The sequence below is a fragment of the Streptomyces sp. NPDC001406 genome (genome assembly GCF_042895285.1).
Taxonomy (GTDB): Bacteria; Actinomycetota; Actinomycetes; order Streptomycetales; family Streptomycetaceae; genus Streptomyces.
Genome location: NZ_JBIAWG010000005.1, coordinates 121935 through 138921, shown reverse-complemented (window position 1 = coordinate 138921; position 16987 = coordinate 121935). Strand labels below are relative to the sequence as shown.

Annotated in this window: 13 protein-coding genes; 9 read left to right on the top strand and 4 right to left on the bottom strand. The window is 71.8% G+C overall.

From position 1 onward, the window contains the following. Positions 1-67 precede the first annotated feature (67 nt). A complete protein-coding gene (locus ACFY1J_RS13655) occupies positions 68-745 on the bottom strand; it encodes a spermidine synthase (RefSeq protein ID WP_390708872.1) in 678 nt (225 codons plus the stop codon). Positions 746-977: 232 nt separating this feature from the next. On the opposite strand from ACFY1J_RS13655, the gene ACFY1J_RS13650 reads away from it, so the two are divergent. The 3 genes from ACFY1J_RS13650 (at position 978) to ACFY1J_RS13640 (ending at position 6992) form a co-directional block, all read left to right on the top strand. Further along, positions 978-1982 carry a rhomboid-like protein gene (locus tag ACFY1J_RS13650; protein ID WP_390708873.1) on the top strand — a complete coding sequence of 335 codons (1005 nt, stop codon included), beginning with the start codon at positions 978-980 and terminating at the stop codon, positions 1980-1982. A 285-nt stretch (positions 1983-2267) separates the two neighbouring features. After that, positions 2268-4700 carry an endopeptidase La gene (lon, locus tag ACFY1J_RS13645; protein WP_390708874.1) on the top strand — a complete coding sequence of 811 codons (2433 nt, stop codon included), beginning with the start codon at positions 2268-2270 and terminating at the stop codon, positions 4698-4700. Between the two features lie 210 nt (positions 4701-4910). Continuing rightward, the gene (locus ACFY1J_RS13640) at positions 4911-6992 is read left to right on the top strand and encodes a hypothetical protein (protein ID WP_390708875.1); all 2082 of its coding nucleotides are present in this window, start codon (positions 4911-4913) and stop codon (positions 6990-6992) included. Between the two features lie 68 nt (positions 6993-7060). On the opposite strand, the gene ACFY1J_RS13635 is transcribed toward ACFY1J_RS13640, so the two are convergent. Continuing rightward, positions 7061-7885 carry a lysozyme gene (locus ACFY1J_RS13635; protein WP_390731252.1) on the bottom strand — a complete coding sequence of 275 codons (825 nt, stop codon included), beginning with the start codon at positions 7883-7885 and terminating at the stop codon, positions 7061-7063. Between the two features lie 239 nt (positions 7886-8124). Between ACFY1J_RS13635 and ACFY1J_RS13630 the strand changes: the two genes are divergently transcribed. Then, the gene (locus ACFY1J_RS13630; RefSeq protein WP_390708877.1) at positions 8125-8616 is read left to right on the top strand and encodes a MarR family winged helix-turn-helix transcriptional regulator; all 492 of its coding nucleotides are present in this window, start codon (positions 8125-8127) and stop codon (positions 8614-8616) included. On the opposite strand, the gene ACFY1J_RS13625 is transcribed toward ACFY1J_RS13630, so the two are convergent. Then, positions 8603-9412 (bottom strand): protein phosphatase 2C domain-containing protein, encoded by an 810-nt coding sequence (locus tag ACFY1J_RS13625; protein ID WP_390708878.1) that lies wholly within the window; start codon positions 9410-9412, stop codon positions 8603-8605. The genes ACFY1J_RS13630 and ACFY1J_RS13625 overlap by 14 nt on opposite strands. 406 nt (positions 9413-9818) lie before the next feature. On the opposite strand from ACFY1J_RS13625, the gene ACFY1J_RS13620 reads away from it, so the two are divergent. From ACFY1J_RS13620 to ACFY1J_RS13600, 5 genes are read left to right on the top strand one after another with little or no spacing between them, the layout of a single operon-like run. Then, positions 9819-12950, top strand: coding sequence for a nitrate- and nitrite sensing domain-containing protein (locus tag ACFY1J_RS13620; RefSeq protein ID WP_390731251.1), 3132 nt, complete (start codon positions 9819-9821; stop codon positions 12948-12950). Next, positions 12947-13450: a roadblock/LC7 domain-containing protein gene (locus tag ACFY1J_RS13615; RefSeq protein WP_390708880.1), complete on the top strand. Its 504-nt coding sequence runs from the start codon at positions 12947-12949 to the stop codon at positions 13448-13450. Before ACFY1J_RS13620 ends, ACFY1J_RS13615 begins: the two co-directional genes overlap by 4 nt. Beyond that, a complete protein-coding gene (locus tag ACFY1J_RS13610) occupies positions 13447-13872 on the top strand; it encodes a DUF742 domain-containing protein (RefSeq protein WP_390708881.1) in 426 nt (141 codons plus the stop codon). Before ACFY1J_RS13615 ends, ACFY1J_RS13610 begins: the two co-directional genes overlap by 4 nt. Beyond that, complete coding sequence (locus ACFY1J_RS13605) at positions 13853-14500, top strand: ATP/GTP-binding protein (RefSeq protein ID WP_390708882.1); 648 nt, start codon at positions 13853-13855, stop codon at positions 14498-14500. Before ACFY1J_RS13610 ends, ACFY1J_RS13605 begins: the two co-directional genes overlap by 20 nt. A gap of 28 nt (positions 14501-14528) precedes the next feature. Continuing rightward, entirely contained in the window at positions 14529-15794 is a 1266-nt protein-coding gene (locus ACFY1J_RS13600; protein ID WP_390708883.1) for a styrene monooxygenase/indole monooxygenase family protein, read from the top strand. On the opposite strand, the gene ACFY1J_RS13595 is transcribed toward ACFY1J_RS13600, so the two are convergent. Continuing rightward, complete coding sequence (locus tag ACFY1J_RS13595) at positions 15755-16891, bottom strand: NlpC/P60 family protein (protein WP_390708884.1); 1137 nt, start codon at positions 16889-16891, stop codon at positions 15755-15757. The genes ACFY1J_RS13600 and ACFY1J_RS13595 overlap by 40 nt on opposite strands. Positions 16892-16987 lie beyond the last annotated feature (96 nt).

Sequence of the window (16987 nt, the reverse complement as noted above, 5' to 3'; positions counted from 1 at the left end):
GGTTTGCGATTGACGCTTGAATGATCCGCGTCAGGGAAGCACATTACGGGGACCGGAGGCACCGTCGCTATCCAGGGCGTACGGCGAGGTGCACAGCGTCCGGAACGCCCCGGGCAACCGGGATCTCTTCGGTACGCACCTGTTGGAACCCGGCATTCCGCAAGGTTCCCTCGAAATCCGGAGAGGGCTGCGCCGACCATACGGCCAATACCCCTCCGGGGGCCAACGCCCTTGCGCAGCTTGCCAGTCCGGCCGGGGAGTAGAGACCGTCGTTGTCCTCGGTCACGGTCCAGCCGGGGCCGTTGTCGATGTCCAGGCACAGGGCGTCGTACGTGGCGGAAGTCTCATTGACGTGCATCAACAGGTCGGCTTCGACGATCTCGGTGCGCGGATCGTCGAGCGCGGCGGCGGACAGCCCGGACAGCGGGCCCGCGCGGTGCCAGCCGATCACGGCGGGCTCGCGCTCGACCACGGTGATCCGCCCCCAGCGGGGGTCGGCCGCGGCGTGTGCGAGCGAGAATCCGACGCCCAGGCCGCCGATCAGCACGTCCGGCTTCGGCCGTCCGTCCAGGGCGTCGTACGCGGCGTCGACCAGCAGCCGCTCCGAGCGCCCGTCGGAGGTGTCCATGAGGAAGCAGCCGTTGGCGATGATCTGCAGTGACTCACCGTGTCTGCGCAGCACCACCTCCCCGTGCGGGCCCTCGTGCCGGTCCAGGACTACGGGAGTGTCGTACGTGGCGGCCATGCGCCCATCCTGCACGAACACGGCTTTACGGCAACGGAAATTACGGATGGCGGGCAGGTCGGCGCACATCACTCGTTCGAGCGCTTCCGCTTCTGTCGAATCTGTCGAAACCCCAGCGTGGGTCGATCGGTTCCTCAGAAAATCCTGTGAATCGGGGTCTCGCGTGGCGTCGGTCATAGACAGGGGCCCGTGCGGCGCTAAGGGTGGGGCGGGACGGAAGGAGTGCCTCACCGTGGAACCGACCGCGACGGCCGGCACGACGGCCTCGCCTCCGCCCCCGGGCACGCCTCTTTCCGACGACAGCGCACTGTCGCCCACCGGGCTCGCCGACCTGCTGGACGGGATGCCGCGCCAGCGCGGTGCCATGGCGGACGGTGCCGCACTCGGCGCCCCACCGGTCGCGCTTGCGGCGGCCATCCCGGCAGCCGCGCCCTTTCGGTCCCGGACCGCCGCGCCGGCGGCCGTCGCGCCGGTCCCCGCACAGTCCTTCCCCGCACAGTCCTTCCCGGCGGGGTCCTTCCCCGCCCCGCACCGCCTCCTCGCCCGGCGGCTGCGCGCCCTCCACCCCTGGCGGCTGCTGCCCACCCCCACGGGAACGCCGTTCACCTTCGCCTACGCGGCCCTGCTCGCGGTCACCTCGCTGATCGCCGCCGACGCCGCCCCCGGGCTGATGCACAGCCTCTACCAGGCCTCCAGCACCGATGTCGCGCACCTGGTGCGCACCCCCGTACAGGTCCTGCTGGCGAGCGCGCTGTGGATCGCCGGCGGGGTCGTGTCGCCGTACGCCATGTGCTTCCTGGTCGTCCTCACCGCGCTGGAGCGGCGCATAGGAGGACTGCGCGCGGCCACGGTCTTCCTGCTCGGGCATGTGCTCGCCACCCTGGCGACCGAGGTCCCCGTCGGGATCGCGGTCCTGGCGGGACACCTGCCCGGCAGCTCCCTGCACCGCCTGGACTACGGCATCAGCTTCGGCGTCGCCGCCAGCACGGGCGCCCTGGCCGGACTGCTCACCCCCTGGCTGCGCTGGCCCGTCGTCGCACTGTTCGGCGGCATGCTCCTGCAGGACCTGATCGCGTACACGGACCCGATGACCAACTGGGGCCACCTGATCTCGCTGACGATAGGGATCGCAATGTGGCCCGCACTCCGCCGCCGGCACCGGGCCCGGGCCGTGCGGCCGGTCCGGCCCACGCCCACGCACGTGGTCCGGGCGGTGGAGCGGGCCCAGTCCGTGTAGACCCTCCGGGCGTCCGGGTGCAGCGCCGGAGGCGGCGTGGCGAGCCCGCGCTCGGCGCCGATCGCGGCGTGGGGGAGCTTTCTCAGCTGCCAGGGATCGGTGCGCAGGGGGCCCGCCGGCCGGCCACTGTCCTCCCCCCAGGGCATAACCGCGCCCCCAGCCCCGTTTCCGCTGGTAGTGCAGGGTGATTTGGTGATCGCTCAGAGCGAACGCGGTCGGGGGAACATCCGAGGGCTCCCGTGCATTGAGTCGGCATAGCTCAACTTGACTGCCGAAGGGGAGATCATGGCTGCTGAGTCCACGGCGTTCACACCGCTCACTCTGCCTGTGCTGCCGCTCGACGACGAGGTCGTGCTGCCCGGGATGGTGGTTCCGCTGGACCTGAACGACGCCGACGTACGCGCCGCGGTGGAGGCCGCCCAGGCCGCCGCCCGGTCGGAGCCCGGAAAGCCGAAGGTTCTTCTGGTGCCGCGCATCGACGGGACGTACCCGAGCACGGGTGTGCTCGGCACCGTCGAGCAGGTCGGCCGGCTGGCGGACGGTGACCCGGGCGCGCTGATCCGCGGCCGCGGCCGGGTGCGGATCGGCGCCGGGACCACCGGACCGGGCGCCGCGCTCTGGGTCGAGGGGATGCGCATCGACGAGAAGGTGCCCGAGCCGCTGCCGGGCCACGTCGCCGAACTGGTCAAGGAATACAAGGCGCTGGCCACGGCCTGGCTGCGCAAGCGCGGCGCCTGGCAGGTCGTCGACCGGGTCCAGGCCATCGACGACGTCTCCGCGCTCGCCGACAACTCCGGCTACTCGCCGTTCCTGACCACCGAACAGAAGGTCGAACTGCTGGAGACGGCCGACCCGGTGGCCCGCCTCAAGCTCGCCGCCCAGCAGCTGCGCGACCACCTCGCCGAGCAGGACGTCGCCGAGACCATCGCCAAGGACGTCCAGGAGGGCGTCGACAAGCAGCAGCGTGAGTTCCTGCTCCGCCGTCAGCTGGAAGCGGTCCGCAAGGAGCTGCGCGAGCTGAACGGGGAGAACGGCAAGGATTCCGCCGAGGAGTCCGACGACTACCGCGCCCGTGTCGAGGCCGCCGACCTGCCCGAGAAGGTCCGTGTGGCCGCGCTCAAGGAGGTCGACAAGCTGGAGCGGTCCAGCGACCAGTCGCCCGAGGGGTCGTGGATCCGCACGTGGCTGGACACCGTCCTCGAACTGCCGTGGAACGAGCGGACCCAGGATGTGTACGACATCCAGGGCGCGAAGGCCGTCCTCGACGCCGAGCACGCGGGCCTGGAGGACGTGAAGGAGCGGATCACCGAGTACCTGGCGGTGCGCAAGCGCCGCGGCGACCGCGGCCTCGGCGTGATCGGCGGCCGGCGCGGAGGTGCCGTCCTGGCCCTCGTCGGCCCGCCCGGCGTCGGCAAGACGAGCCTCGGCGAGAGCGTCGCGCACGCCATGGGCCGCAAGTTCGTCCGCGTCGCCCTCGGCGGCGTCCGCGACGAGGCCGAGATCCGCGGCCACCGTCGTACGTACGTCGGGGCGCTGCCCGGCCGGATCGTGCGCGCGATCAAGGAGGCCGGGTCGATGAACCCGGTGGTCCTGCTGGACGAGATCGACAAGGTGGGGTCCGACTTCCGGGGCGACCCGGCGGCCGCCCTGCTGGAGGTCCTCGACCCGGCCCAGAACCACACCTTCCGGGACCACTACCTGGAGGTGGAGCTGGACCTGTCGGACGTCGTCTTCCTCGCCACCGCCAACGTCCTGGAGGCCATCCCGGAGGCCCTGCTCGACCGTATGGAGCTGGTCCGCCTGGACGGCTACACCGAGGACGAGAAGGTCGTCATCGCCCGTGACCACCTGCTCCCGCGCCAGCTGGAGCGGGCGGGCATCGGCAAGGACGAGGTGACCCTCGACGAGAGCGCGCTGCGCAAGCTGGCCGGCGAGTACACGCGGGAGGCGGGCGTCCGCAACCTGGAGCGGTCCATCGCCCGGCTGCTGCGCAAGGTCGCGGCCCAGCACGAACTGGGCGAGCGCGAGCTGCCGTTCACGATCAAGGACGAGGATCTGCGGGCCCTGGTCGGCCGGCCGCACCACGTACCCGAGTCCGCCCAGGACCCGGCGGAACGCCGCACCGCGGTGCCCGGCGTGGCGACGGGCCTCGCGGTGACCGGCGCCGGCGGAGACGTCCTGTTCGTGGAGGCGTCCCTCGCCGACCCGGAGACGGGCGCGGCGGGTCTGACCCTGACGGGCCAGCTGGGCGACGTGATGAAGGAGTCGGCGCAGATCGCGCTGAGCTTCCTGCGCAGCCGCGGTGCCGAGCTGGAGCTGCCCGTGGCCGATCTCAAGGACCGGGGCGTGCACATCCACTTCCCGGCGGGCGCGGTCCCCAAGGACGGCCCGAGCGCCGGCATCACGATGACCACGGCCCTGGCCTCGCTCCTGTCCGGACGCCTGGTGCGTACGGACGTGGCGATGACCGGCGAGGTCTCGCTCACCGGCCGGGTCCTCCCGATCGGCGGCGTGAAGCAGAAGCTGCTGGCCGCGCACCGGGCCGGGGTCACGACCGTGATCATCCCCAAGCGCAACGAGCCCGACCTGGACGACGTCCCGTCGGAGGTGCTGGACAAGCTCGACGTCCACGGCGTCACGGACGTCCGGCAGGTCCTGGAACTGGCCCTGTCGCCGGCCACGAACGGCGCGGCGCCGGAGGTTCCGGTGGCGGCGTGACGGACGTCATCGGATGAAGGAAAGGCCCGGGTCCCGTGAGGGAGGCCCGGGCCTTTTCGGTGCTCCATGGCGAGGTCAACCCCGCACCAACGCAAGGTGAAATATTTCCGAGCGCCAGATGTACAACTCTTTACCCCCCTGCGCCGTCGAACTGGCGAACAACGGCTTTTGGCAGACCGTGTGCAATCCCGTGGGGGGAACGCCTTGTCCGTGATCATTCGTCGGTTGTGCGGAGTGCTGCGGGTACGCGGGACGACCGACCTGCTCCTCGTGCTCCTGCTCGGGGCCGGCTTCGCCGCGCTGCCCGTCTTCGCGTTGCTGCCGTCGGTCGCGGGGTTCGCCGTGGCGTCGGCCGTGACCTATGTCGTGGACGAGGTGCTGCACACCCGGGCGCCCGGCTTCGTCCGCAGGCTCGCGACGCTGCAGCTCAACCGCACCCTGCGGTTCGCGGTCCGCACGGTGATGCTGCTCGCGCTGGCCAGCCGGACGGACGCGCCGGACCGGGTGCTGGTCGCCGCGCTGGCCGTCTTCAGCGCGCACTTCGCGCTGGTGATGCTGTACTCGGCCGCCCACCACGCCATCCGGCTGCGACGGGTGCTGCCGCTGGTGGTGCGCAACCTCGACCTGAGCGCACTGGATGTCCCGCGGCGCCCGCCCGCCGTTCTCTACCGGCGCTTCCTGCGCAAGCTGCTCCACCTCGACGTGCCGGCCCACGCGGGACTGCTCACCGCGCTGGCGGCGGGGGTCTGGTACCCGGCGGGCGTCGGCTTCGCGCTGACGGCCGGGCTGTCCGTGGCGGCCGTGGTGGCCCTGCTGGGGCAGTACCGCCGGGTCCGCCGGATGCCGGCCCGGGACGAGGTGTTCGCCGAGGTCAACCGGCAGCTGGCGGCGTACGGGCCCGAGGTCGCCCTGTACTTCAGCTTCGCCTCCGTGTCCCGGGACTTCATGTACCAGGTCAACATGTGGATCGAGACGCTGGAGCGGCTCGACCTGCGCCCGGTGATCGTGCTGCGCGAGCGGGCCTCGTTCCGCCATCTGAGCCGTACCTGGATCCCGGTGGTCTGCGTGCCCAAGGCCGACGACCTGGCCGAGCTGGAACTGTCCGGCGTCCGTGTCGTGCTGTATCCCGGCAACGCAGGCAAGAACGTGCACATGCTGCGCATCGCCGAGGCCAAGCACGTGTTCATCGGCCACGGCGACAGCGACAAGCTCGCCAGCAGCAACCGGGTCAGCAAGGTGTACGACGAGATCTGGGTGGCCGGACGGGCGGGCCGCGACCGCTACCGGCGGGTGCGGCACGCCATCAGCGACGAGGCGATCGTCGAGGTGGGCCGGCCCCAGCTGGCCCCGATCCGGCTGCACGCCGACCACACGCCGGGCCCGCTGCCGACCGTGCTCTACGCCCCCACCTGGGAGGGCTGGAGCGACGACGACTGCCACACCTCGCTGATACCGATGGGCGTGGCCCTGGTCGAGCGCCTTCTCACGGAGAACGTGCGCGTCGTCTACAAGCCGCACCCGCTCACCGGCAAGCGCTCGCCCGAGGCGGCCGAGGCCGACCGGGCCGTACGGGAGCTGCTGCGGGCCGACAACGAGCGGCGCGAGGCCGCGGCGGCGGAGGCGGCCGTCACCGCCGCCGCGCCCCGGCTGCGGGAGATCAGGGCCCGGCTCGACGAACTGGCCGGACACCACGACGGTGACGACGCCCAGCAGATCCGTGACGCGCGGGTCCCCGACCGGGACGGCGCCGCCGAGTGGTGGGAACTGCACGCCGAGTGGCACCGCCTGTACTGGGAGAGCCGGGGCCCGGTCCGGCACCACGTCGTCCTCAAGCAGCTGCCGACGCTCTACGAGTGCTTCAACCAGGCGGACGTCCTCATCAGCGACGTCTCCTCCGTGGTCGCCGACTTCGTCGCCAGTCTCAAGCCGTACGTCCTGACCAACGCCCACGACCTGCCCGACGAGGAGTTCCGCGCCGCGTACACCACCGCCGGGGGCGCCCAACTGCTCGACCGCGCCTGCGAGCGGCTGCCGGAGATCCTGCGCTCGGTCCGTGAGCCGCGGTACGACCCGATGGCCGCGGAGCGCCGCACCCTCAAGGAGTACGTCCTGGGTCCGGACCACCCGACCTCCCTTGAGCGGTTCAACGCGGCCGTCAACGCCCTGGCCGAGCGGGCCGCGGTGGAGCGGGCGGCGGACGGCCCGGCGGGAGCCGCGGACCTGGCGTTCCCGCAGCAGCGGACGGCCCCGGCCGGCGACGCGCCCCGGGACCCGACCGGCCTGGTCGGCTGAGCGGCGTACACAGCACGGGAGTACCGGGTCGGCGTCCTCGCGCCGGCCCGGTGCTCCGGTGTGCGCGATCAACCGTTGGCGAGCGCCACCACCCGGTCCAGGGCCCCGTTGAACTTGTCGTGGTCCCCGACCGTCGGTCCGGAGGAGGTGTACTGCCACATCGTGTAGTACGCCCATCCGGCGGGCAGCGTCCCGGGGTCCGAGGCGTACCGGGCGATCCACAGCGGGTTGTTCGCCGCGAAACCGCCGTAGTTGCCGGTGCACTGGGTCCACCAGCTGGTGGCCGTGTAGATCACGGCGTCCCGGCCCGTGCGCGCCTTGTACGTGTTCAGGAAGTCGGCGATCCAGCTCACCATCCCGGCGGCCGACTTCCCGTAGCAGGCGGCGCCGTACGGGTTCCACTCGATGTCCAGGGCGCCGGGCAGGGTCTTGCCGTCCCTGGACCAGCCGCCGCCGTGGCTGACGAAGTAGTTGGCCTGGGTCGCGCCGCTGGTCGTGTCCGGGGTGGCGAAGTGGTACGCCCCGCGGATCATGCCGACGTTGTAGGAGCCGTTGTACTGCTGGGCGAAGTACGGGTTCGTGTAGTACGTGCCTTCCGTCGCCTTCGTGTAGGCCCAGCGGACACCGCTGTTCCACAGCGTGGACCAGGCGACGTTGCCCTGGTAGCCGGAGACGTCGACGCCCTCGGTCTGGGTGACGTCACCGGTGCTGGGCGTGCCGTCCCGGCCGTCGTGGGCCTGGACGCCCATGCCCATGTACGCCGAGCCGCGCGTGGGGGTGGTCGCGGCGTCGGCGGTGGACAGCGGGAGGGTGAGGGAGAGCGCCGCCAGGAGCACGGCCAGGACGGCCGTGAGCGGGCGCGGGCGGATGGAACCGGGTCTGTGCACGGGCATGACGTGCCTCCGAGGATGGGGTGGGGGACCCCGAAGAAGGGGTGGGGGACCGCGGATGACCCACTGGCGTGGGCATGCCATGAGTTTCCTGTCAAGGAAACTACGCACGTAGACGGGCAGGTGGAAAGGGGGTCCGGAGGCTGCCGTTGGTCTACGCCTGCGAAATACTGACGGAGCTGCGGCAACGGCGGCGTTTGGCAGAAACTTTCAGGACCGCGAAACCGATCAGGGGTGCTGACGTGCACGAGGACGGAAACGGCGACGGACGTCACGTCGCCGGCCAGGTGACACCCAGTGGTGCAGACCAGGAATTCCTGGCGCTGGAACGCGAGTTGACGGTGTTGCTGCGGCGTGCCCGCGCGAGTCAGGGCGAGATGGCCCGCGAGGTCCACCCCGACCTGGAGTCCGCCGCGTACGGCCTCCTGGTCCGCCTGGACGAGCACGGCGGCCATCGCGCCACGGAACTCGCCGCCTACATCGGCGTCGGCAAGGCCACCATGTCCCGCCAGCTGCGTGCCCTGGAGGAGCTCGGCCTGGTCGCGCGCGAGCCGGACCCCGCGGACGGGCGTGCCTGGCTGGTGGCCCTCACCGCCGAGGGCCGCCGCCGCGTCGGCAAGGTCCGTGAGGCCCGCCGCGCCCGCTACGTCAGCCAGCTCGCCCACTGGGACCGGCAGGAGGTCGCGGAACTGGCGCGGCTGCTGCACGAGTTGAACGGCGTCATGGACAAGTAGCCGGACAGGTCAGCTCCACGTACACCACCGTCGCGTCGTCGTGTGTCTTGCTCCGCCGCAGGAACGCCCGCTCCTCACGGTCCGCCGCCTCCAGCGCCCGTACGCGCTCCACCAGCGCCCGCGCGCCCTCCTTCCGTACGACGGTGAAGCAGTCCCTCCAGTCGCCCTCAAGGAACTTCTCCACCCAGCGGGTCGCCCCGTCGGTGAGGGCGGCCAGGGCGCGGACCCCGTCGCGCGGGAGCGTGCCCGTGACCGCCCGGGAGGCGACCGAGGGGTCGGCGGCGGCCGTGAAGAAGCCGCCCTCCCTGTTGCGGACCGTGGCGTCGGCGACGGCGTCGCTCACCAGGGACGCGCGGGGCAGCCGGGAGAGGCGGTCGTCCAGGACGGGGGTGACCGTGCCGTCGGGGGACTCCAGGAGGAGGGCGGAGTCCGAGAGGACCAGGTACTCGACGGTGTCGGTGGACCAGCGGGCCAGGACGACCGTGGCCTGGGGCGTACGCGGGTGAGAAAGGTCACAGGTGGTCGCGTGGGTTTCCGCGGTGCGGGCGATCGCCGCGGAAAGAATCTCCGGCAGCGTCAGATCTCGGTCGGAAACGGTCAGTTCGGTCAGGGCTCCGCCGAGTCGCGCGGTGAACCAGGGGACCGAATGGAGACAGCCCGTACCGCTGTCCGGCGGGGTCACCCCGTCCAGGACGATCACGCAGCCCCCCTGCCCCCAGGCCGGTAGTCCGACACCGGCGAAGTCCTCGTTGGGGCGGTCCGCGCTGCCGGGCTCCGATACGACTTCAGTACGCATTCGGCCAGTCTGCACGAGGCCTTCACAGTGTTCGCCAAAGGCTGGCAACGGTCCCGGAATTGCCACCGCGGCGCAGGTCAGGCGCCTGGTTTGGGATGGAATGACGCACTCCGAGAAGGCGTGTCGGCGAATCCTGTCAAAGCCTGCGTCCCGCGTCCAACCGGCCCGCCGGTAATCACCCCCGCACCGGCCGCGGCAACTTGCCTGCCAACTCCCCTCCGATGTTCACTCCTTCGGGTGGCCGGTCAGGTGATGCACGACCACTGCCCACCGGCGCTGGGAGGGTCGGGGACCGATGGGGGCGTCCCGCGCGTGAGCTGAAGCCGAGCGTGGGGGAGGGTGAACGCATTGCTCGGCACCGGAACGACGGGGTGCCACCCGGGCCCATGGGTAGACGAGTTCAGGAATGCGAGCATCGGTGCAGAAGAAGCGGTCTCGGGGCAAAGCCAGGCAGACGGCCTCCGAAGGGGGCGTCGAGCGCACTCCCGTCGGCACCGGACGCCCGACCCACGTACGCAACCGGCTGATCGTCGCGGTGGCCGTGGTGGCCGCCGCCATCGCCGGGGCCGGAGCCCCGTCCGTCCTCGCCGCCTCCGGGCAACTGAGTGACTCCCAGGATCTGGTGACCCTCGCCGGGCGCACCCAGGACGCGCTCGCCCTCGCCCACTCGCTCGCCGACGAGCGCGACGAGGTCACCTCCTACGTCGCGGCCGGCCGCCCCAAGTCCAAGGCGCCCTCCGAGCAGCGCAGCGCCCGTGTCGACCGGCAGGTGGAGGATCTGCGCGCCGACACCGACACGCCCGCCTGGCTGCGCTCGGACCTGGACGGCATCGCGGCCGTACGCAGGGCCGCGCTCACCGGCAAGAGCACGGCGCTGGAGGCGCACCAGGCCTACTCGGCCGCGATCGGCGAGCTGCACCGGCTCGCCGAGGACCTGGCCGAGCAGATGCCCCCACGGGCCGGCGCCGGCGCCTACGCGCTCGCCGAGCTGGACTCCGCCGTCCAGCAGTCCGCCGCCGCCCGCGGCCTGCTCCTCGCGGCCCTCAATGTGCCGAGCAGCACCCAGACGGTCATCGACCCCCTCACGGGCCTGCCCACCACGACCGCCACCACCTCCGCGGCCGACAAGAAGCAGCGCGACGCCCTCAGCGCCGCCGCCCAGCAGGCCCGGCTGCGCTCCGACACCGCCCTCGCCGACTTCCGTGACACCGCGCCCAAGTCCGCGGTCGACTCGTACGACTCGACGGTCACGGGCCCCGAGGTGAACTCCGCGGAGAAGTACCTCGCCCAGCTCACCGACGGGCCGACGCTCTCCGACAGCGACCTCGGCATCAGCGCCAAGAAGCTGGACGCCGCCCTGTCCGCCCGCGTCGACCAGATGCGCGGCGCCGAGGCCGCCCTCTACGACCACCGCACCAAGGACCTCGCCCAGCTGCGCGACGACGACGTCACCGCGTGGGAGATCCGCATCGCCGTCCTCGGCGCCCTGATGCTGGTCGCCGTCGGTGTCGCGACCGCCATGGCCCGCACCCTGACCCGCCCGCTGTCGGTGCTGCGCCGGGGCTCGGCCCGGCTGGCCGAGTCGGAGAACCCGGCCGGCGAGGAACCCGTCAAGTTCACCGGCCGCAACGACGAGTTCGCCCAGGTCGTCCGCTCCGTCAACGCCCTGCACGCGCACGCCGCCGCCCTCCACGAGCGCATCGCCACGCTGGAGTCCGACCGCAAGCACCTGGTCGGCCAGCGCCAGAAGATGGCCGACGCCCGCGAGGAGCTGCGCACCGAGGTCGCCGACGCGGCGGCCCAGCTGGAGCGGCTGCGGGCCAGCATCGGCGGCACCTTCGTCAATCTGGCCCTGCGCACCCTCGGGCTCGTGGAGCGGCAGCTGGCCGTCATCGAGGGCCTGGAGGAGCGCGAGCAGGACCCCGAGCGCCTCTCCACGCTCTTCAAGCTCGACCACTTCGCCACGGTCATGCGCCGGCACAGCGAGAACCTCCTGGTCCTCGCCGGTACGGAGCACGTCCAGCAGCACCACGGCCCGGTCCCGCTGGTGGACGTCGTACGGGCCGCGGTCAGCGAGATCGAGCGCTACGAGCGGGTCCGTATCGCGGCACTCCCGCCGCACGCGCACGTCGCGGGCTTCGCCGCCGACGACCTCTCCCACCTGCTGGCCGAGCTGATGGAGAACGCCACCTCGTTCTCGCCGCCCGATGTGCACGTCGAGGTCTCCGGCTGGCTGCTGGAGAGCGGCGAGGTCATGCTCTCCGTGCAGGACGAGGGCATCGGCATGACCGGCGAGTGCCTGGCCCGCTTCAACGCCCGGCTCGCCGACTTCGACCCGGACTCCCCGTACGAGCAGGAGGGCGAGGAGGGCCTGGGCCTCGGCCTGTACGTCGTCGCCCGCCTCGCCCACCGGCACGGCGCCCGCGTCCAGCTGCGCGAGCAGAAGCAGGGCGGTATCGCCGCGGTCGTGGTCCTCCCCGGCGCGCTGCTGGCCCAGGCCCCGGCCACGGCGGTCCCGCCGACCGCGACCGTGCCCAGCGGCACCCACACCTTCTCCCTGCCCGGCGCGGACGCCGAGGTCAACTCCAACGTCCTGCACGGCCGCGCCAAGGACACCGATCCGCTGGTGGCACTGGCGGAACAGGCCACACGGGAAACGCCCGACGAGAAGCCGACCCCGGCCGGGACTCGGTCCGGTACTTTCGCCGAGGCTGCGTCCAGGACTGCCGCTGAGGCTGCGGCCGGGGCTTCTGCCGGGACTTCGGGCGGTGCTTTCGCTGGGGCTTCGGCCGGGGCTGCCGCTGAGGCTGCGGGCGGTGCTTTCGCTGAGGCTGCGTCCGGGACTGCCGCTGAGGCTGCGGCCGGGGCTTCTGCCGGGACTTCGGGCGGTGCTTTCGCCGAGGCTGCGGCCGGGGCTTCTGCCGAGACTCCGGCTGGTGCGTTCGCCGAGGCTCCGGACCAGGCTTCTGCCGAGACGTCGACTGGTGCGTTCACCGAGGCCCCGTCCCGGCCTGCCGCTGAGATCCCGGCCCGCCCTTCCGCCGAGGCTCCGGCCCGGACTCCCACCGAGGCTCCGGCCCGGACTGCCGCCGAGGTCCCGGTCGAGGCTCCCGCCGAGAGCACGATGGAGCTGCTGGCCCCGGTGCCCGTCACCGACCCGTACGCCATCGGGCCGGACGCGCACGAGCGGACTCCCGACGAGGCCGCCGTGCCCGCACCAGCGGCGGAAACCACGGAAGCGGCGGGGGCCGCGGACGTGGAAGGGGCGGACATCGAGGACGAGGTCACCAGCAAGGGCCTCCCCAAGCGAACCCCGAAGATCACCTCCCCGGACCGCGCCCCGCGCCAGCGGACCGGCTCCGTCGACGCCGAAGCCCTCCGGCGGCGTCTCGGCGGCTTCCGTCGGGGGGCGGAAGAGGGCCGCAGGGACGTGGAGGCGGAGATCGCCGAAGAGACGGCCCAGAACGAGCGGCCGGACGCAGCACCAGCACACGCCGGAGATGTCACGGGGGGCACAGTCGAGGAGGCAAGCAGTTGACCGCGCCCAGTACCTTCGGACTGAGCAGTGAGGCCCGTAACCTGCACTGGCTGCTGACGAACCTGGTCGAGGAGGTGCCGGGCATCCAGTCGGTCGCCGTGGTCTCCTCCGACGGCCTGCTCCTGCTCTCCTCGGACCCCGGACGGAACGCCCAGGCCAGAGAGGCCCGCACCGAGAGGCGGACCGGCCCCCGCGGCTCGTCCGCCGACCTCGCCGCCATCGTCTCCGGCCTCGGCAGCCTCACCGTCGGCGCCGCCCGGCTGATGCAGTTCGGCGGGGTCAAGCACACGATGGTCGCGATGGACGAGGGCAGCCTCTTCGTGATGTCGATCAGCGACGGCTCGCTGCTCGGCGTGCACGGCTCCGCGGACTGCGACATGAGCGTCGTGGCGTACCACATGGCGCTCTTCGTCGGGAGGGCCGGCCACGTCCTGACGCCCGAACTCCGCAGCGAACTCCGAAAATCGCTGGAGTCCCAGGCGCCGGGGAGCGCCCGATGAGCGACTCCTCGAAGAAGAGGCAGCTCCCGGTGCGCGGCGGCGACCGCAAGCCCGCCCGGGTCCGCCCCTACTCGCTCACCGGCGGCCGCACCCGCTTCGGCCACGTCCTCCTCGTGGAGACGTTCGTAGCCAGCACGGCGGCACTGGAGGCCCCCGAGGGGCGCAAGGAACTGACGAACGGTTCGCTCAACACCCGGGTCATGCCGGAGATGCGGGCCATCGTCGAACTGTGCCGCCGTATGCGTACGGTGGCCGAGATCGCCGCGCTGCTGCAGATGCCGCTCGGCGTGGTCCGCGTCCTCCTGAGCGATCTCGCGGACCAGGGAAAGATCCGTGTGTACGGAACCGGCACCGGCCACGGAGTGGGCCGCCCGGACCGCGCTCTGCTGGAAAGGGTGCTGAGTGGACTCCGTCGTCTCTGACGCCGCTCATGGCGTCGCTCCCCTCGTCGGCCTCGACGAACCCGACGAGGATCTGAGGTCCTGGCAGACGGACCGCACCCGAGCCCCGATAGCCACGAAGATAGTCGTGGCGGGTGGCTTCGGTGTCGGCAAGACGACGCTGGTCACCGCCGTCTCGGAGATCACGCCGCTGCAGACCGAGGCGCTGATGACCGAGGCGAGCGAGGCCACCGACGACCTCACCGCCACGCCCGACAAGCTCACCACCACCGTGGCCATGGACTTCGGCCGCATCACTCTCGACGACGACCTGGTGCTCTACCTGTTCGGCACGCCGGGTCAGCAGCGGTTCTGGTTCATGTGGGACGACCTGGTGCGCGGCGCGATCGGCGCCGTGGTCCTGGCCGACACCCGCCGCCTCAAGGACTGCTTCCCCGCGCTGGACTACTTCGAGAGCTGCGGGCTGCCGTACATCGTCGCGGTCAACCACTTCGACGGCAGCGAGCTGTTCGAACCGGAGGACGTTCGCGAGGCGTTGACGATCCCCGCGCACATCCCTGTAATGATCATGGATGCGCGCCACCGGATCTCGGTGATCGAGACCCTCCTGGCCCTCGTCGCCCACGCGCTCGAAGAAACCCCCGAGTAGCCCCCAAGCCGTAGGAGGCACCACCCGCATGCGCAAGATACTCGTCGTCGGAGCCGGCCAGTCCGGACTCCAGCTCGCCCTCGGACTCCAGTCGCACGGGTACGAGGTCACCCTGATGTCGAACCGGACCGCGGACGAGATCCGCTCCGGCCGGGTCATGTCGACGCAGTGCATGTTCCACACGGCGCTGCAGCACGAGCGCGATCTCCAGCTGAACTTCTGGGAGTCCCAGGCCCCGAAGATCGAAGGACTCGGTGTCTCGGTCGCGGCCCCCGGCTCCTGGAGCGAGGGCCCCGCGGCCCGCGCGATCGACTGGGTCGGCAGGCTCGACGGGTTCGCGCAGTCGGTCGACCAGCGGGTGAAGATGGCCGGCTGGATGGAGACCTTCGCCCAGCGCGGCGGCCAACTGGTCATCCACGGCGCGGCGGTCTCCGACCTCGACTACTTCTCCCGCGCCTACGACCTGGTGCTGATCTCCGCGGGCAAGGGCGAGCTGGTCTCCATGTTCGGCCGGGACGCCGCCCGCTCGCCGTACAGCGAGCCGCAGCGCGCGCTGGCGGTGGCGTACGTGCACGGCATGGGCCCGCGCCCCGAGCACCCGGAGTTCTACGCGGTCCGCTGCAACCTGGTCCCCGGCGTCGGGGAGCTGTTCGTCATGCCGACGCTGACCACGTCGGGCCGCGCGGACATCCTGTTCTGGGAAGGCATCCCGGGTGGCCCGCTGGACGCCTTCAACGGCGTCAAGGACCCGGCCGAGCACCTCTCCCTGACCCTGGAACTCATGGAGAAGTACACGCCCTGGGAGCACGACCGGGCCAAGGGCGTCGAACTGACCGACGCGGGCGGCACCCTCGCCGGCCGTTACGCCCCCACCGTCCGCAACCCCATCGGCCGCCTCCCCGGCGGCGGCCTCGTGCTGGGCGTCGCGGACGTCGTCGTCGCCAACGACCCGATCACCGGCCAGGGCTCCAACTCGGCGTCCAAGTGCGCGGCCTCGTACCTCGCCTCGATCCTGGAGCAGGGCGAGAAGGAGTTCGACGAGGCCTGGATGCAGCAGACGTTCGACCGCTACTGGAACACGGCCCAGCACGTGACCAAGTGGACGAACGCCATGCTGGCCCCGCCGCCGGAGCACATCCTCGACCTGATCGGGGCGGCGGGCCTGCTCCAGCCGGTGGCCGACCGGTTCGCCAACGCCTTCAACGATCCGGCCGACTTCGAGAACTTCTTCTACGAGCCCGAGAAGACCGAGGCCTACCTCGCCGCCGTGGCCGGAGCCGCGGCCGGGGCGTAACCCTGGTCGGCGCCCTTCAGGGCACCGCGGGGGAGCTTCGGCGGCGTGTAGCGCGGCAGGGGCTCCCCGCCCGGGTCGGGGCGTACGGCGCCGAGCACCGGGTTGGCCGCGATCGGCGACACCTTGACCTTGGCGCCGGGCCGCGGTGCCTGTACGACCCTTCCGTCGCCGAGGTAGAGGGCGACATGCGTGGCCTGCGGGAAGTACACGACGAGGTCACCGGGCCGCAGCTCGCGCAGCGGAACGTGCCGCAGCCGGGCCCACTGCTCCTGGCTGGTCCGCGGGATGGGCGTCCCGGCGTGCTCCCAGGCCTGGGAGGTCAGCCCCGAGCAGTCGTACGCCGACGGGCCCACCGCACCCCACTGGTACGGCTTCCCGAGCTGGGCCACCGCATAGCGCACGGCCTCGTCGCCCTGCTTCGAGGGGGCCCGCACGCTGCTGAGGGCGCCGGACGCCATGACCTTCTGCTGCGCGCCCGCGATCCCGATGCGCTCGAACTCGGCGAGCGCGGCCAGCTGGTCGCGGCTGAGCGAGGCGAGCATCTCCTCGACGTCGCCGAGCCGCTTGCGCACGTCGTCCCGCTGCTTCTTCTGCCGCTCGGCGAGGCTGAGTTGCCTGTCGAGAGCCTTGCGGGCCTCCCTCGCCAGGTCCTCCTTCCTCTTCTCGCTGCCCACGAGCCGCCCCACCGTCTCGGCCCGCTCCCGTGACAACTGCCCGATGACATGTCCCGCGTCGAGGGCGTGCTGCGGGTCGTCGGCGAGGAGGAGCCGTACGTACGAGGAGATCCCGGTGCTGCCCTGGTACTGCTGCCGGGCCAGCCGTCCGGCCGCGCTGCGGCTGCCGAGCAGGGCGAGCCGGGCACGGGCGAGTTCGCCGTCCAACCGCTCCACCCGGGCGCGCTGCTTCTTCAGCTTCTCCCCGGTGGCGTTGTAGGTCTCGGTGGCCTGTTCGGCCTGCCGATACAGCCGCTGAAGGTCCGTCAGCAGCTGGGACACCGGGCGCTGCGGGCCGGGCGCGGCCGCCGCGGGAATGGGCGCGAGCATGGCCTGGGCCGCCACCGCGGCCGTGCAAGCCAGGCGCAGAAACCTTTCTGACACGTCGTCACCTCCGGACCGGGGAGGGCGGGCCTTCCGCTTCTCTCCACACCGTGAGAAATAGACGTGGTGGTGCGACTCGCGCGTCGAACGTACGCG

What these genes read in the sequence shown, in the direction of transcription:
- ACFY1J_RS13625 (WP_390708878.1), bottom strand. Translation starts at nt 9,412, where the DNA reads ATGCGTACTGAAGTCGTATCGGAGCCCGGCAGCGCGGACCGCCCCAAC.
- ACFY1J_RS13600 (WP_390708883.1), top strand. Translation starts at nt 14,529, where the DNA reads ATGCGCAAGATACTCGTCGTCGGAGCCGGCCAGTCCGGACTCCAGCTC.
- ACFY1J_RS13655 (WP_390708872.1), bottom strand. Translation starts at nt 745, where the DNA reads ATGGCCGCCACGTACGACACTCCCGTAGTCCTGGACCGGCACGAGGGC.
- ACFY1J_RS13610 (WP_390708881.1), top strand. Translation starts at nt 13,447, where the DNA reads ATGAGCGACTCCTCGAAGAAGAGGCAGCTCCCGGTGCGCGGCGGCGAC.
- ACFY1J_RS13635 (WP_390731252.1), bottom strand. Translation starts at nt 7,885, where the DNA reads ATGCCCGTGCACAGACCCGGTTCCATCCGCCCGCGCCCGCTCACGGCC.
- lon (WP_390708874.1), top strand. Translation starts at nt 2,268, where the DNA reads ATGGCTGCTGAGTCCACGGCGTTCACACCGCTCACTCTGCCTGTGCTG.
- ACFY1J_RS13620 (WP_390731251.1), top strand. Translation starts at nt 9,819, where the DNA reads ATGCGAGCATCGGTGCAGAAGAAGCGGTCTCGGGGCAAAGCCAGGCAG.